The following is a 16,161-nucleotide window of genomic DNA, read 5'->3' on the forward strand; positions in this document are numbered from 1 at the left end:
TGTCACGACATTGGCGTGGAATTGGAAGTTTCGTTGGTTAGTTAGACGCCGCTGCCAACAATTTGGCATGCAGTCAATACGCTGGCATGCGAATCTCCGTTCCAACCTCACTTATTTATGAACAAGGAATTTATCGCTTTATTATCAAATGCTTGCGGAACCAATAACTTCTGCGTTTTCTGGCAACAGGGTTGCTTATGCGTTGGTGAGCAACGTCGGCTAGCTTTTCAAACCTTTCCACATACTAACCAGTGTCTTTATTTAGGGGGCTCGATGCACCTGGAGGAACACACCGAACCACCGGCGAGCTTCAGGCTCGACGTCCCGCTGCATGATCTACTCACCAAACCCACCCCAAGCCTGCCAGGGTTACAACCCATCGGAACGCCGCAGACTTTTCCTGATCCCGTGTTTCCGCAACATCCCGAACTCATGGCGCCAATCGATTGGAATGATGCCTGGATTCCTCCGGAAAAGCGCAAATATAGACCGGGACAGATCTACCACGCGATGCAGGGGTGGCTCTTCCCCTATATCCGTTCAAGGGTGACAGAAGGCGACTTTCACCCGCTCATTTCCTACCTTTTTACCGAGTTCAAATGCAATCTCGACTGCCACTACTGCTGGGCTTTCGACAATAAAGTGAAGGGGATGAGTGAGGATACGGCCAAGCGATCGATCGATTGGCTTCACGGCACTGGATGTAGGGTGCTCGCCTATATGGGCGGCGAACCTCTCCTCAGACCTGATTTGATCCAGCGCATTACCTACTACGCGGCCAAAAAGAACTTCTGGATCTATCTCCCAACGAACGCCCGCCTCTTGCGTACCGATGTCATCGACAAGTTGGCTGACGCCGGCATCTCTACCTTCAACATCGCCGTCGACGCGGTTGATTTGAAAGAAGGTCTACCGAAGGCGCTCGTCCCAATACGCAAGCAGTTCGACTACCTGGTGCGCAAGCAATACGGTTACGGCTATTCCGTGTTCCTCAACATCAATATCTGCCGAAACAACCTCGATGACGTTCGGCAGCTAACCGAAATAGCGCATGAGAACGGTATAGCCACGGATTATCACATCAACGAATCTCCCCTCCTCGAGCAAGACGAGCACTTCAAACACGCGGCCAACAATGTCACCTACATCACGAAAGACGATTGGCCAGTTGTGGAAGAGACGATTCAGTGGCTTACCGAAAAGCAGGACTCCGGATACAAGATGGTGAATTCAAACGCACGGCTTTGGCAGATGGTTGATTTCATGAAAGGGAATCACTTCCCCTGGAACTGCCGCGCCGGGCAAAATTCAATGATTATTCGCGTCGATGGAACCTTAGCACCGTGTTTCCCAATGTATACGGCAAGCTATGACTGGGGCGTGGTCGGCAATCACAAATTCGAGACTAAGCAACTCGACCACCAGAAAAAGACTTGCCAGACCCACTGCTTTTCGACGCTTAACCATATCTTGGGCTGGTGCTACAACGACCAGCGGGTCATCAAGTATTTCTTCAAACAGCTCGCGAACGGCTTCCAGGGAGCGAAAGGCCAGATGTAACGCCGAGCGATTCCCAATCATCGACACGATAAAAAAAACGACCTAGTAAGCATAAGGAGATGCAAATGCCGGGAACCGAAGAGATCGTTCAGACAGCCTTCGAAGTAGAGATTCAGGCTCGTATCGACGCCGAACGTGCACGTCTTCGCGCTGAAGCTGGTTTGGCACGTATGCGCGAATTCAAGAAGCCGGTTGAGCGAACGTTCACTGCGAATGAGCGCGACTATGTCACGATTCTCTTTGGTGGCCTCACATGGAAACATGAGGAGATGATCAAAGCCGTATTTCACGGCAGTGGCTATCGGTGTGAAAACATTCCCACGCCGGTGGTTGCCGATTTTCAGGCCGGGAAGGAGTTCGGCAACAACGGCCAATGCAACCCGACCTACTTTACTGTGGGCAATCTAGTTCGTCATCTTCAAATGCTCGAACAGCAGGGCCAGACTCGTAAACAAATTATCGACAACTACGTCTTCTTCACGGCCGGTTCCTGCGGTCCGTGCCGATTCGGTATGTATGAAGCAGAGTACCGATTTGCCCTCCAGAACGCAGGCTTCGACGGTTTTCGCGTTTTGTTGTTTCAGCAAACGGATGGCATCAAGGCTGCGAGCGGTGAGCCTGGCCTGAAGTTTTCGGTCGACTTCGGCATGGGGATGCTGAATGCGCTCAACCTCGGAGATGTCATCAATGAGCTGGCATACCAGGTGCGTCCGTTTGAGGTTAACAAAGGAGAGACCGATCGAGTAATTCACGACTCCGTGAAGACGTTGACTGATACGCTCCGCGACCGCAAGCGCTGGCACATTGTGGATGCGGCACCGACGTGGGCCAAACCTTATCTCGAGAAGAGTGGAAAGCTCGCAGGCATCAGCTGCACACTCGGGAAGATCGGTCACAACCTATACGGCAAGGAATATTTGGATGCACTTCATACTTGTCGCGACAGTATCAATGCAATCGAAGTGGACCGTCTACGTGTCAAGCCGGTCATCAAGATCACAGGCGAATTCTGGGCGCAGACAACGGAAGGCGACGGCAACTTCAACATGTTTGCCTTCCTCGAGAAGGAAGGTGCGCAAGTCTTGGTTGAACCGATCGCTACTTGGATCGCCTATATGATGTACGTCGCCAAAGAAGGCGCGAAGGCCCGAGCGGACGCGGAGGCTCCCTATCGCGATCCCAAGTGGTATGAGCTGAAGAAGCGTCTTGCAAACGACTTCAAAGTCTTCAAGAAGACTGGAGGCCTGAGCGCCGGTAGCGCCATGTGGAACTTCTTCTATCACCGCACGATCAAACATATGGGAGACACAGCCCACCACCTAATTCCGCAGAAGGAGCTCTCCCGTCTGGCGCATCCCTTCTACCATCAACTCGCCCGCGGTGGTGAGGGTTATATGGAAGTCGGCAAGAACGTCTATTACACCGTGAATCACCTGTGTCACATGGTTCTTGCTCTGAAGCCTTTCGGCTGCATGCCATCCACGCAATCCGACGGAGTTCAGTCCCGAGTCGTGAACAAATACAAAGACATGATCTTCCTGCCGGTTGAGACCTCAGGCGAGGGTGAAGTGAACGCGCATAGCCGGGTCCAGATGGCGCTAGCAGAGGCGAAGGCGAAGGCGCGCGCAGAGTTTGACGGTGTACTGCAGGAGACAGGAAAGTCTCTCGAAGAGTTGCGAGACTACGTCGATCAGCATCCGGCTCTCAAACAAGCGCTTTACAAGGTACCGCATCGGAAAGGTCTTGCCGGGACCGCTGCACAGTTCGCGTGGCATGTGAGCGAGTTGATCGACAAAGATGGTGCCTATCGTCGCTCAACTCGGGTCTCCGCACGGTTACAGCGAGTCGCGTAGTCGGCGGCTGCAGCTTTTGTCCACCACCTGGAAGTCGCGGAGGAAACGGGATGCAGGAATTTCTGGTAGGCCTGGATGTAGGTTCTACAACTGTTAAGGCGATTGTGGTCGATGCCGCGTCCGACAAGACCATCTGGCAGGACTATCAACGTCACGAGACCCGCCAACCAGAAAAAGTTCTCGAATTTCTGCGCCGCATGGAAGCTGACACGGGCATCTCTCCCGCAAATACACGTATCTTTATTACGGGATCAGGCGGTGGAACAATCGCTGAGATGGTCGGCGCAAAGTTTGTCCAGGAGGTTCACGCCGTCTCGCTCGCGGTCGAGAAGCTGCACCCTGAGGTGTACTCCGTCATTGAATTAGGCGGTCAGGACGCGAAGATCATCGTCTTTAAAGACGACGAAGAGACGGGGCGTAAGAAGAAGATCCCATCGATGAACGACAAGTGTGCCGGCGGAACCGGAGCGGTCATCGACAAGATCAACGCCAAGCTAAAAATTCCTGCTGTAGAACTCGCGAACCAGGGATATCACGATATCAAGCTCCATAAAGTAGCAGGGAAGTGCGGAGTCTTTGCTGAGACCGACATCAATGGTCTGCAGAAAACCGGAACGCCGCCCGACGAATTGATGGCCTCGCTCTTCGAAGCTATCGTGTTGCAAAATCTCAGTGTCCTCACCCGCGGACACACGCTGCGTCCTCACGTTCTACTGCTCGGCGGCCCGAATGGCTTTATTCGTGGCATGCGCGAGGCGTGGCAGACCAACATCCCGCGCATGTGGAAAGAGCGCAAGGTCGAGATTCCCGAGGGCATGGCCCCAGAAGACTTGATTAAAGTTCCTGACAACGCTCAATACTTTGCGGCGCTCGGATCGGTGGAGTTCGGTAAGGAAGAAGAGCCGGAAGTCGGGCACTATCTTGGTGTCGAAAAACTTCTCTACTACATTGATTACGGCCGTGCAGAGGAGAAGGCCATCTCTGGCGGCAAAGGACTTGTCGCCGAAGACGCGGAGCTCGTTGCCTTCAAGTCCGCTTACAAGAAAAAGAAATTCCTCCCTGCAGAGTTCTTTCCTGGCCAAGTCGTCTCAGGTTTTGTCGGCATCGACGGCGGATCCACCTCCACCAAGGCAGTCGTCCTGGGGAAAGAAGGAGAGATTCTTTGCAAAACCTACCAGCTCTCTAACGGCAATCCGATTCAAGATACGATCGAGATGTTCGAGCAGTTGCGAGAGCAGATCGAGAGTAAAGGTGCAACTCTCGAGGTGCTTGGCGTTGGCTCGACGGGCTATGCAAAGGACATCATCAAGGATGTGTTGAACGCCGATGTGGCCCTCGTTGAAACCGTCGCCCACACCGAGTCTGCGCTGAAATTCTACGACGACCCTCACGTCATCGTCGATGTTGGTGGGCAGGACATCAAGCTTATCGTTCTCAAAGACGGTCGCGTAAAAGACTTCAAACTGAACACACAGTGCTCGGCAGGAAATGGGTACTTCTTGCAGTCGACTGTAGAAGGATTTGGCCTGAAGGTGGAGGAGTTCGCCGATCTCGCCTTCTCCGCTAAATCCATGCCATCCTTCGGATATGGATGCGCGGTTTTCATGCAGTCCGACATCGTTAACTTTCAGCGTCAAGGTTGGCGATCGGAGGAGATCCTGGCGGGTCTCGCAGATGTGCTACCCAAGAATGTATTCCTCTATGTCGCTAGTATTCCCAATCTCGCGGCGCTCGGATCGCGTTTCGTGCTTCAGGGGGGCACTCAGAATAATCTCGCCGTGGTCAAGGCCGAGGTAGATTTCATCAAGTCGAGTTTCCGCGCTAACGGTAAAGAGCCGGAGATTATCGTTCACGAACACTGCGGTGAGTCCGGCGCGATCGGCGCGGCCCAGGAAGCTTTGCGTCTATGGCGCAATGGTCGGCAAACCACATTTGTCGGTCTCGAAGCAGTCGCTAACATACGCTATCGCACCACACGAAACGAAGACACACGCTGCTACTTCTGCAAAAACAATTGTCTGCGCACCTTCATCGATGTCGATGTGACGGGGCAACAAAACTCTGAACATAAGCACATTCACGCCGTCGATGAAGATCGTGCCGCTACTCCCGCAGAGGTTGCACAAGTACTCAACACGTTGCCTGCACTCGAACATATCCAAGCCAATCTTCCTCCCGTCGAATCTCACGGGTCCTGCAGCACGGGCGGGAGTCAGACCTCTCCATCCGTGTTCAAAGCAAAGATAGAGCCGCTCGTTCAGATCCAGCTCACGCCCGGATCAAACAAGATTGTCGAACTGCCAAAGCCAGTCGAATTCCAGCCCCGCAAGACCAAGGTTCCTCTCCGAAAAGGCGAACAGCGCCTCATCATCGCGACCTGTGAAAAGGGAACTGTGGAAGACCTCGACGAGATGAAGGACATCAAAGCTGATATCGACGAGATCAAAGCCGTCAATCCAAACTTCGTCGATATTGCGGCCCATGATGTCTTCCGTCAGCGTGAGGTCGAACTCGTTGCGGATGCCCTGCCAATTACCAAGGGTCTCTTCATCTCGAAAGCGACGAAGGAGCGGGCCTCACGGATGACGCAACGCAAAGACTTTCGTGTGGGGATCCCGCGTCTCTTAAACACATACACCTACGCTCCGTTCTTCAACGCATACTTTGCCAGCCTCGGACTGAAGTCAGAAAACATTATTTACTCTGACTACACGACACCGGAGCTATATCGCGCGGGCGCTAGCCGGGGTGCCATTGATCCCTGCTATCCGTCAAAGATCGGTATTGCACACGTCTACAACCTGCTTGCGGTCAAGCATGCGAAGAAACCTCTTAATGCGATCTGGTTCCCAATGTACGACGTCCTGCATTCGCACCTTGTAAACCTCACTGGTTCAAACGCTTGTCCGACTGTGACTGCAACGCCTGAGACGGTCAAGGCTGCATTTATGAAAGAGAGCGATATCTTTGCCGAGAACAACGTACTCTACATCGATCCGATCCTGAACCTCCAGGATGAAAGGCTCTGTGCCGATCAGATGTTCAAGACCTGGGGCCCCATTCTGGGCCTCGCCCGCGAGGAAAATGAGAGGGCCATCGCCGTCGGCTTCAAATCTTTGCAGGAGTGCGAAGCCGAAATTCGCCGACAGGCGCGAGAGACCCTCGATCAACTCGAACGCGAAGACCGCATCGGTATTGTCATGCTTGGCCGTGTCTACCATCACGACCCCGGCCTGAATCACGAGATCATGGAGGAGTTTCAAAAACTGGGTTACCCCGTATTCTCACAGAGCACGTTGCCTCTCGACGAAGATTTGTTGGACCGTCTCTTCGGTGACGAAGTTCGAGCTGGTCTAATCACACATCCACTTGACATCAGCGATGTATGGAAGAATCGTTATTCGACCAGCACCAATCACAAAGTATGGGCGGCGAAGTTCACAGCACGCCACCCGAATCTTGTTGCTCTCGAGGTCTCGAGCTTCAAGTGCGGCCACGATGCTCCAATCTACGGGGTCATAGAAGGAATCATCGAACAATCGGGCACGCCCTACTTCTCGTTCAAGGATTTGGATGAAAACAAACCCTCCGGTTCTATCCGCATCCGTGTGGAGACAATCGACTACTTCCTACGTCGCTATCGCGAGGACATCGTTAAGCGACGCACAGCTGAAGTGGGTATCGAAGCTCAACTTGCGGCCTTCGAACAATCACTTCGAACTCAGGCAGGGAATTCCTACGAGATGGCAGTGGCAGGAGACTAGTTTTCGCGAGTGTCCACTCTCGCCAACCTAGAGATATGAACCCTAACGCTTGGTGCCAGTCACCGTTGGTATGCTGGCCGTGAATTGGTTAGCGCGATTCTCTAAACATAGTTGCACTTTCCAATATAAGGATGCCCGTGAAAGGATGGGGCATTCAGGTATAGGCATGTCGACGAAGACAAGAATTGAATCGCGCGTGGGTGCTATTGTTCTGGCTGCCGGCAGTTCCAGCCGCATGGGAGAAGCAAAGCAGCTTCTCCCATTGGCCGACAGTACCGTACTTGAGCGAACGCTTGGAAATCTTATTGGCTCCAACGTCGATGAGATTGTTCTTGTACTCGGCTCCTCGGCGGAGACGATCCGCGAACGGCTTGCAGAGTCGTCCACGAGACAACTGAGAATACTCGTGAATCCCGACTATGGTCAGGGAATGGCAACGTCACTACGGGCTGGGTTGGCCGTCTTGGATAAGAACATAAAAGCCGCGCTGATCGTGCTGGCGGATCAGCCATTCGTTCGGACGAAAACGTTCGATCGAATTATCGATCAATATCGACGATCCGATGCACAGATCGTGATCCCGATGTTTCAGGGTTTTCGCGGCAATCCTGTTCTTTTGGATCGTTCTGTCTTCCTTGAGGTTATGGCGCTTCGAGGAGATATCGGCTGCCGAGCGATCTTTGGGAATCACTTGGACAGGATAGTCAAAGAAGAAGTAAACGACGTAGGGATTCTCCTCGACATCGATAATAAGGACGACTACGAGCGACTTCGAGATTTCGGGCCGCTAGGGCCGCCTCCATCGTGGTTAGCAATGAAACTACGACACTCCGCTTCCTAGAAACTATCATTCGCGACTCGTCGTTACGGGCTCTCTCCGTGCCGTGGCGAGGCCGCCCGGCCACCAGTTCCAATCGCCTGCGATACGAAGGAGCGCGGGACCTATCACGATACGTACAAGTGTCGCGTCGATGAACACGGCAATCGCCAACGTAAATCCGATCATCTTGACCACCAGGAAATCTCCAATGGTGAAGGCCGCAAAGACCACGATCATGATTGCGGCGGCGCTCGTAATTAGGCCTGCGGTTCTAGCCATGCCCTCTGGAATCGCATCCATTTCACTGAGCCCGCTCCTTCTGGCTTCGAGAACGCGTGCGACCAGAAATACCTCATAGTCCATGCTTAATCCGAAGACGATGGCAAAGGCGACGATCGGAACAAGTGGAAACACGCTACCGGTTCCCCCAGGAACTCCCAGGAACCTGCTTCCGTGTCCGTCTTGGAAGACGAAAACTAATGCTCCGAAGGAGGCCGCGACCGACAGCAGGTTGAGTGCAATGGCCTTTAGGGCTGCGAAGATTGATCGAAAGCCACAGAGCAATGCAAGGAGCGTTCCCCCTACTACCAGCGCCGTTACCGACGGAAAGCGGTCTTTGATGATCGTTTCATAATCGGCGTTGAGTGCCGGGATGCCCCCGACGAGAAGGGTCGCTCCAGGCACGCCTGTGAGAGCTGGCGCGCCGGTCTTCCGAAGCTCCCGCACCCAAGTCACCTGGTCACGTAGGGAGACCGAACCCTTGGGTATCAGCTCAAGCAGCGCCGCCCGTCCGTCACTACTCAGAAACGTTCGACGCGTCTCTCGTGAGAGGCCATTAAGGGAAGACTGGTTGCCCTCCGCAAGCGTAGTGATAGAAATCACCCGGTCACAGCGAGGGTCGCTTGCGAGCCGCTTTGTGAGACGATCGAGCACATTCCACCCCGCGTCGGTTTGAGCGATGGAATCCGTTGGAAGTTCGACGATGACGCGCAGCGATTCAACAACGCCGTCTCGATCCATCTGTTCGAGGGTGTTGAGCGCATGGACTGATTCCGCTGTCTTCGGAAGCCAATCCCCTCTGGGGAGACTGGTATCCAGGTGTCTGGCCTGCCAGGCGAGCAAAAGCAAAGGAGTTCCTGCCACCAGGAGGGCAATCCAAGGATGCGCGACGATCACTTTCCCCCAGCGGCGCCAGCGGTCTCCCGTACGCGCGGCCCGATCGGCATCCAGCTTTGGAGTAAAGGGTAATCGGCCAAGGTTGATCCGGGTACCGAGTAAGGCCAAGACCGCCGGAACGAGGGTATTCGTAAGCAACACACTCATTCCTGCCACCAGGAATCCCGCGATACCGATGGAACGGATTTCGCTGATCGGAACCGTCAGGAGGGCTAGAAATCCAATGGCTACCGTTGATGCTGAAATCAATAGCGTGTGACCTGCCTGACGTGCCGCGATGACCGATGCCTCGGGTCCGCTGTGCCCGGCGGAGATCGCTTCGCGAAAGCGGCTGACCATGAGGAGCGCGTAGTCGATTCCCAGGCCCAGGCCAAGCATGGTGGCTAAATTCTGAACCAGAATGGACAAGTGCCAACGCTGGGCCAGCAAACCCGTAATCGCCAGTGTGGTCGCAATCGCAAGCTGGCCGACCGCCAATGGAATGAAGGCGGCCATCAGGCTTCCAAAAGCCAATAGAAGAAGTGCGAGCGTCGCGGGGATCACCAGCCTTTCGCCCCGTTGCACGTCGGCGGCGCTGGCTTTGCGGATGTCAAAATTCAGCGGAATTTCGCCTGTAAGCTCGAGCTTCACCGCCGGATAACGGCCGCGCAGTTGATTTTCTAGAGAGCTCGCCAGCTGGTGAAGTTTCGGGACAAGCGACTCCACCGGGCCGTCGGACGAGGTGAGGCCCACCAGAACAAACGTTCCCCCTCCCCGGCCCAGAAAGATCGGATCTCGCAGGTCGAGGTAGGACACTACTCCTGAAACGCCGGGTTGATCTTTCAGTCCTGCCGCGATGACATCTAACGCTTTCCCGCCTGCATCTGTGTCCGCTGGTGGAAGTCCCTGGATCACCAGGACCACACGGTCCACAAATGGCGACCGAAAACGATCGGCCAGCTCCTGCCGGACCGTCTCAGCCTGGCTCCCTTCGACACGGGTTGCGGTCTCCAGGTGGCGCTCTGCGTGAAAAGAGAAGGGAAGAAGTGCAATGGCTGCTGCCAAAACGATCCCCGACACCCAAAAACGGCGCACATGCATAGCATTGATCATGTCATACAAGATCGTTGTCACTGAAGCTCCGGGTATCGTTTGTATACACTTGCGCAGGACGGGCCTAAGATAGCTTTCTGAATTTGCTAAACTCTTCCCCGTCAGCTTAGGAGGATCAATTCGTACCCTACTGTTGCTTGCACTTCTTGTCGGTATCCAGCCTGGAGGGGCAGACCCTCGCGTTGGCTCCTGGACGCTCATCTCCGCGCAGTCCAGTCTGGATCCTCCGAATCGGCTGTCCATTACACCTCTCAAAGACGGGGCGCATGTAGTCATGTCTGGCGAAACCCATCTCGATTTCACTGCGAATTGGAATGGACACGAATCGTCCGCACCGGGCAATCTCGGGTTCAATCAAATTGGGCTGCGCAGGATTGATAAGAGGCAGGCGGAGGTCAAAGAAAAAAAAGATGGGACTACTGTTGCGACGGTTCGGGAAAAAATCTCGAATGATGGAAATGAGCTAACGACCACGACTTCGGCTACGGGCAAAGCCGATCAGATCACGGTGTGGACGCGAAGCGGAGGCGCGAAGGTCGCCAATAACCTCTTCGCAGGCGAGTGGACGCAAGATCTCAGTAAGACCCGTTTGCGGCAGGGTTCGGCGCTGAAAATCGAGCCGGACGGAAGCGGCGGGATCCGTTTTCTGGGCGATTTCAGCTATACCGCCCGCTTTGACGGAAAGCAATACGACCTGAAGAACTCGCGCAACGATACCGTGACCCTTGAACTTATCGATCCGCACACGGTGGACGCGATCTACCGACGGGACAACCAAGTCACTCAAAAGGACAGGTGGGTAATTTCCGCAGACGGGCAGCAGATGACACTATCCACCGCTGGCACGTTAGAAACGGGCCAGCGGGTAACTGAGAAGCTCTTGTTTAAGAAGCAGTAGCGGATAATGCATCTGGTAACGCTTCGGAGCAGTCCAGAATTGGATTGCCCCGTGGCACCTCGTCTGCCTCGCGAGGAGCGATCGAGATGATCCCCTTGCGATGCATGAATTTCAAAATGCCGTTGACCGTATCTTCCAGCGACGGATCCGCTTTGCCCCACACGGAGGCATCCCGGGCCATCTGATAAGAAGAGTTGTCATAGCGTTTGAACTCCATCGCTGAGATGTTGTCGACAGAGCCGACCAGAAAATCCAGTAGCGGGAAGAGAAGATCTTCCTTGCGGCATCTCCGGATTAGTTCGGGAACGAAATCGGGAAGGCTGTATGCTTCGAATTGCCGGCCAGTCGCCTGGGTAATCAGCCCAGTGATATCCATCATGTTGGAATAGTCGTCGCGCACGATGTGGTATGTCTTGTTCGCTGTGCCGGGTGTGGTGGAGATCGCAACGATGTTGTTCGCCACGATGTCGGCCGGAACAAAGCTGACCTGATTGAGTGTATCGACGCCAATGCCGTGGTTGACCATAAAAGCAACCAACCGAACAGCGATATCGAAGTTGTTGCCTCCTCCTGTGACCGAGGGGCTGACGAGAGCCGGTCGGAAGACACGCGCAGAAAGTCCCCGTCTGCGGGCGTCGAAGACCACCTGTTCCGCTACCCATTTCGATTGGCTGTAGCCGAAATCGAGAAGCTCCATGTCTTCGTTATGGTCGGTTTCATAGAGGACCGATTTGACCGCCCAGCCGAATACAAAGGTAGTCGAGACGTAATTGAACTCTTTGGGGCGTCCCTCGAAGGCCAATCTTACGACCTCATTGGTTCCCAGCACGTTTGCGTCGCGCATCAGGTCGTAGTTAAACAGGTAGTTTACGGTTGCACCGTTATGGAACACCGTGTCAATCTCACTCGCGAGGAGATCCCACACGTCCTGGGTGAGGCCCAGACTTGGCTGCCCGAGATCGCCGCAGACGGGGATCACGCGTTCCTCGAACATCTCCATAAGCTCTGCTTCGCATGGGCCCATTGACTCCATCGCAGCTCTCAGCCTTTGCCTGCCCTGATTTTCGTCGGAAGACCGGACAAGAACATGGATCTTCGCCCGTGTCTGTTCCAGCAGACTCTTCATAAGGAATGGCCCAATGAAGCCGGTCCCGCCCGTGAGCAACACGTGACCCGGCATTGGTGTGTCCGGCACGGGCGCAGGCACCGGAGGCTCGAAGACGAGCTTACGGTCGTTGGTCATCATCTCCTTCTCGGCGGCGCTCTGCTCTTCGCGGAAGGCCGCAAGGGAATGACGCAGATGAACGATGGCCTCTTCGGGAGCGTTCTCCAGCATCTCGGCCAGACCAAAGAGCTCGGCTACGCTGACACGTTGAATGACACCGATATCTACTTGCCGCGCCAGCATCTCGGCGCCTTTATCTTTCAGCAGCTCCTTGAGCTCATGCATGAACACAACAAGATCCAGGGAATCGAGGCCGGCTTCGACGAGGTTGTACGATTCCTGACCTGTCAGGTTGTACCTGGCCTTCAATTCGGCGAAAGAGGAGTTTGCGTAAGTTTCGGACGAGCAGTTTCCGGCATCCTTCTCCCGCGAAAAGTCGGAGAGAACGGTGAACTCACCTTGCAACCACATCTGCTTGGTCTTGTGGCGCATGATCTTACCCGAACTCGTTCTCGGGATCGCGCGTGGCGCGATGAGGGAGATGACGGCCACTTCTACGTTGAGGTAGTTCCGAACCGCGGCGGCAATCTTTCGTGCTTCAGGAAGGGACCTGGGATTTTTGACTTCGGCGACGATTGCCAGCGCAGGCTCGCTGTCTTCCTGAATCTGGAAGGCGGCGACGCAGTTGTGCCGGATCAGACCGGATGATTTCTCCACGACGTTCTCAATGTCATGCGGGTAATAGTTCTGTCCGCGGAGAATGATCATGTCCTTGATGCGGCTGCAGACGTAGAGCTCGCCATCGTGGAAGAATCCTATGTCCCCCGTACGGAGGTAGCCGTCGTCGTAGGGAGTATCGTCAACAAGCCGTGCTCGAAACTGCTTCAGAGTCAATTCCGGATTATTCCAATATCCCAGGCACTTGCCGCTTCCGGCGACCCAAATTTCGCCGATGCGGTCCGGCTTAAGGGCGAAGTGACCCTCCGGATCCACGATCTTCACGTCGAGACCCGCGAGCGGGGTTCCACAACTGACAATTTGTGTGGCTCCGTCAATTTCAGAGACCTCGGTCGTCATGCGGGCCTTCCCCAGCGCAAGGGCACGCTTGTTGACGGAGACGATGTTGCGACCGCCGAGGGTGACCGCCAGAGTATTCTCAGCCAGCCCATAGGCGACGTAGAAACTCTCGGACTTGAGTCCATAAGACTGAAACGCCTCTAGAAACCGGGTGTAGGTATCCGCCTTTACAGGTTCGGCGGCGCACATCAATACGCGAAGCGAGCTGAGATCACAAGCTTCCAAGCTGTCCTTGGAAAGCCTCCCGGCGCGGAGGCAATAGTCGTAGGCGAAGTTGGGGGCAGCGGTCGCGGTGGCACGGTAGGTGGTGATCGCATCGAACCACAGAATCGGCCGCTGAATAAAGTCCATTGGCGCGAACCCGTAGGTCGTGCCGCCTTTCAGCGCTGGATAGAGGTAGCACCCGATCAGTCCCATATCGTGATACTGCGGAAGCCAGGAAACGACGACCGGAGAGGGATGGTCGATCACGAGCGAATAGGTGTTTAAGATGTTTTCGTGCGTTACGATCACGCCCTTGGGCTCCATCGTCGAGCCCGAGGTGTACTGAAGAAACAGGATCTTCGAACGATCGGCATTCGCCCAGCCCGAAGTGGTATGCACGAAATCCTCTGTGGGGATCCATGGAAGGCTGGAGATGTAATCCACGTCAACGCCGGACGCAGAGACTCCGCTTCTGGCGAGATTCGTCTTCAGGGAAGCGTGGTAGTCCTTGCTCGTCAAGATCCCAGCCGCCTGGCAATCCTTAGCGATGTGGACCATCTTGTAGAGCGCGCTCTGGAACCCGCGCGAACTTGGGGGATAGACCGGAACCGGAATTAATCCGGCGCGCACGCAACCAAAGAACGCGCAGATCATCTCAAGTCCAGGTGGGTACGCGAGCAGAAGCCGATCGCCAGCCGCAAAACGGCCATCTTTCCGCAGATGTCCGGCTATCGCCTGCGCTCGTTGGAGGAACGACGCGTAGGTGTAGCTTTCGATTGGATCGCCGTTTACATCGAGATACGAATAGAGGAGTTTGTCCGGATGCTCATCCGCCAGCCTATCCAGGTTGTCTAAAATTGAAGCCAACATCAATCAGCGATCCTCCAAAGTTGAATAGGGCGAAAGTCGGTAAACGAAAAAACTCTTACCAGTGAACCAGGTGAAATACGGTTGAACTTTGAAGCGCGAACTTGAAATAGGAGCCGGCTGTGAGAATATACCCGTAATTTTTCTCGGCATAAGCGTCGCTCGACTCGCTGGAGAACGGCTGTTCCCCTCCTTACCGCAAAGGGCGCGAAAGAGACATGCGGAGCACCGCCAAACTTCATTGGTGCTTATGCTGAGGTCCCGTTCGTTACGGTTCATTGGTGGTTATATGTTAGCAAAGGATTGCAACAATACCAGTGTCATCATTTTCCACGTATGGGAAGTGGCACCCAGATCATGTCCATTCCCGAATTTCCTTGATTGTCCTTAATGGCTCGCACTAGAATAGTTCTAAGAGTAGACGGCGTGGCAATTTCGCTGCGGGTCACGGTCACAGACGTGGAATCGCGTCTGGCCGAATCACCATGATCGCGGGGGCGCCGATGAGGTTGGAATCCGATACGGTAATCGATCAAGAGCCGGATACAGTGGATCTCGTACAATCGGAAACCTCAGCATCGCCAACAAACGAACCGGCTAATTCATCCTCCTTTCCGAAGGTTCTGCGCCGCCGACTGGATAGTTTTTTCGCCGACCAGAAAATCTCTCCCAAAGCAGACCCCATGATGTGGGTCAAGATCGCTGTGGGCCTGGCAGTCCTGGCTGGTGCCTGGATCGCCCTGTATACGTTCAGACCCGGTTCCTGGAAGTTCGTTGCTCTCTATCTTTTAGGCGGCTTCGCACAGACATTCCTTTTGTTGAACATCGCTCATGACAGCAATCACAACGCCGTCTCGTCCCGGCCGCTCGTCAACAAATCCCTGAACTATATCTTCGATCTGTGTGGAATCAGCTCGTACATGTGGCGTTTCCTTCATCATCGAGGTCATCACTCCTGCATCAATCTCCATGGCGAAGATGATGCGCTCTCAGGACGCGGCATCCTTCGCTTTACGCCCCACGAGCCCCGGGCTCCCTGGCACCGATTCCAGCACATCTATGCGCTGTTCCTGTACGCGATGTTCTCTCTGGACTATGTGTTCGTCAGAGACTTCCAGCACTTTTTCCTCCCGACCCACGGATACCTGAAACGCGCCAAACACCCCATGCGCGAGTACGTTACCCTCTTCGCAGGCAAGGCCTTTTACCTCACGTACATGCTCATCCTGCCGGTGCTGGTGCTGGGAAAATCGCCTCTCCTGGTCGTCGGCGCGTTCCTTCTGGTCCATTTAGTCGTCGGTCTGTCCGTGACCCTAGTATTCCAGACGACACACACAATTGACAGCACTTACTTTCCCGCGGATCGTGGCGAGTTCGAAAACGGGGTGTATCACATTTTCGCGACAACAGCTGACTATGCAACGGAAAACCCGGTCGTCGGTTGGCTCGCCGGAGGGCTCAACCATCACATCATCCACCACCTGTGCCCTTTCGTCTGCCATACCCACTACGCTCCGCTGACCAGGATCGTGAAGCAGACCGCCGAAGAGTTCGGGGTCCCCTATCGGCAGCACCCCACTATGACCCGGGCAATCCGACATCATCTAATACTTTTGAAGCAACTGGGGAACGAAAACTGATTCTGTTTTATCTTTTACCTATGGCCTCGCTATTCCTTCCTACAA

8 protein-coding genes are annotated in these 16,161 nt (G+C 54.6%); 6 read left to right on the top strand and 2 right to left on the bottom strand.

The features are described from left to right. Window positions 1–273 precede the first annotated feature (273 nt). The 4 genes from RBB77_RS14355 (at window position 274) to RBB77_RS14370 (ending at window position 8,018) form a co-directional block, all read left to right on the top strand. Window positions 274–1,560, top strand: coding sequence for a radical SAM protein (locus RBB77_RS14355; RefSeq protein ID WP_353062430.1), 1,287 nt, complete (start codon window positions 274–276; stop codon window positions 1,558–1,560). 65 nt (window positions 1,561–1,625) lie between these two features. After that, window positions 1,626–3,413, top strand: a complete 1,788-nt coding sequence (locus RBB77_RS14360) for a hypothetical protein (RefSeq protein WP_353062431.1) — start codon at window positions 1,626–1,628, stop codon at window positions 3,411–3,413. A gap of 50 nt (window positions 3,414–3,463) precedes the next feature. Next, on the top strand, window positions 3,464–7,177 hold the full coding sequence (locus tag RBB77_RS14365) for a BadF/BadG/BcrA/BcrD ATPase family protein (RefSeq protein WP_353062432.1): 3,714 nt from the start codon (window positions 3,464–3,466) through the stop codon (window positions 7,175–7,177). 52 nt (window positions 7,178–7,229) lie between these two features. After that, entirely contained in the window at window positions 7,230–8,018 is a 789-nt protein-coding gene (locus tag RBB77_RS14370; protein WP_353067635.1) for a nucleotidyltransferase family protein, read from the top strand. 6 nt (window positions 8,019–8,024) lie between these two features. On the opposite strand, the gene RBB77_RS14375 is transcribed toward RBB77_RS14370, so the two are convergent. Then, window positions 8,025–10,286 carry an MMPL family transporter gene (locus RBB77_RS14375; protein WP_353062433.1) on the bottom strand — a complete coding sequence of 754 codons (2,262 nt, stop codon included), beginning with the start codon at window positions 10,284–10,286 and terminating at the stop codon, window positions 8,025–8,027. 112 nt (window positions 10,287–10,398) lie between these two features. Here RBB77_RS14375 and RBB77_RS14380 point away from each other — a divergent pair, with 112 nt between their 5' ends. After that, on the top strand, window positions 10,399–11,163 hold the full coding sequence (locus RBB77_RS14380) for a hypothetical protein (protein ID WP_353062434.1): 765 nt from the start codon (window positions 10,399–10,401) through the stop codon (window positions 11,161–11,163). Here the strand turns inward: RBB77_RS14380 and RBB77_RS14385 are convergent. Then, complete coding sequence (locus RBB77_RS14385) at window positions 11,150–14,479, bottom strand: fatty acyl-AMP ligase (RefSeq protein ID WP_353062435.1); 3,330 nt, start codon at window positions 14,477–14,479, stop codon at window positions 11,150–11,152. The genes RBB77_RS14380 and RBB77_RS14385 overlap by 14 nt on opposite strands. 680 nt (window positions 14,480–15,159) lie before the next feature. Here RBB77_RS14385 and RBB77_RS14390 point away from each other — a divergent pair. After that, window positions 15,160–16,116, top strand: coding sequence for a fatty acid desaturase family protein (locus RBB77_RS14390; RefSeq protein WP_353062436.1), 957 nt, complete (start codon window positions 15,160–15,162; stop codon window positions 16,114–16,116). The last annotated feature ends 45 nt before the right edge of the window (window positions 16,117–16,161 follow it).

The organism is Tunturibacter psychrotolerans (genome assembly GCF_040359615.1).
Classification (GTDB): Bacteria; Acidobacteriota; Terriglobia; order Terriglobales; family Acidobacteriaceae; genus Edaphobacter; species Edaphobacter psychrotolerans.

What these genes read in the sequence shown, in the direction of transcription:
- RBB77_RS14355 (WP_353062430.1), top strand. Translation starts at nt 274, where the DNA reads ATGCACCTGGAGGAACACACCGAACCACCGGCGAGCTTCAGGCTCGAC.
- RBB77_RS14360 (WP_353062431.1), top strand. Translation starts at nt 1,626, where the DNA reads ATGCCGGGAACCGAAGAGATCGTTCAGACAGCCTTCGAAGTAGAGATT.
- RBB77_RS14365 (WP_353062432.1), top strand. Translation starts at nt 3,464, where the DNA reads ATGCAGGAATTTCTGGTAGGCCTGGATGTAGGTTCTACAACTGTTAAG.
- RBB77_RS14385 (WP_353062435.1), bottom strand. Translation starts at nt 14,479, where the DNA reads ATGTTGGCTTCAATTTTAGACAACCTGGATAGGCTGGCGGATGAGCAT.
- RBB77_RS14390 (WP_353062436.1), top strand. Translation starts at nt 15,160, where the DNA reads ATGATGTGGGTCAAGATCGCTGTGGGCCTGGCAGTCCTGGCTGGTGCC.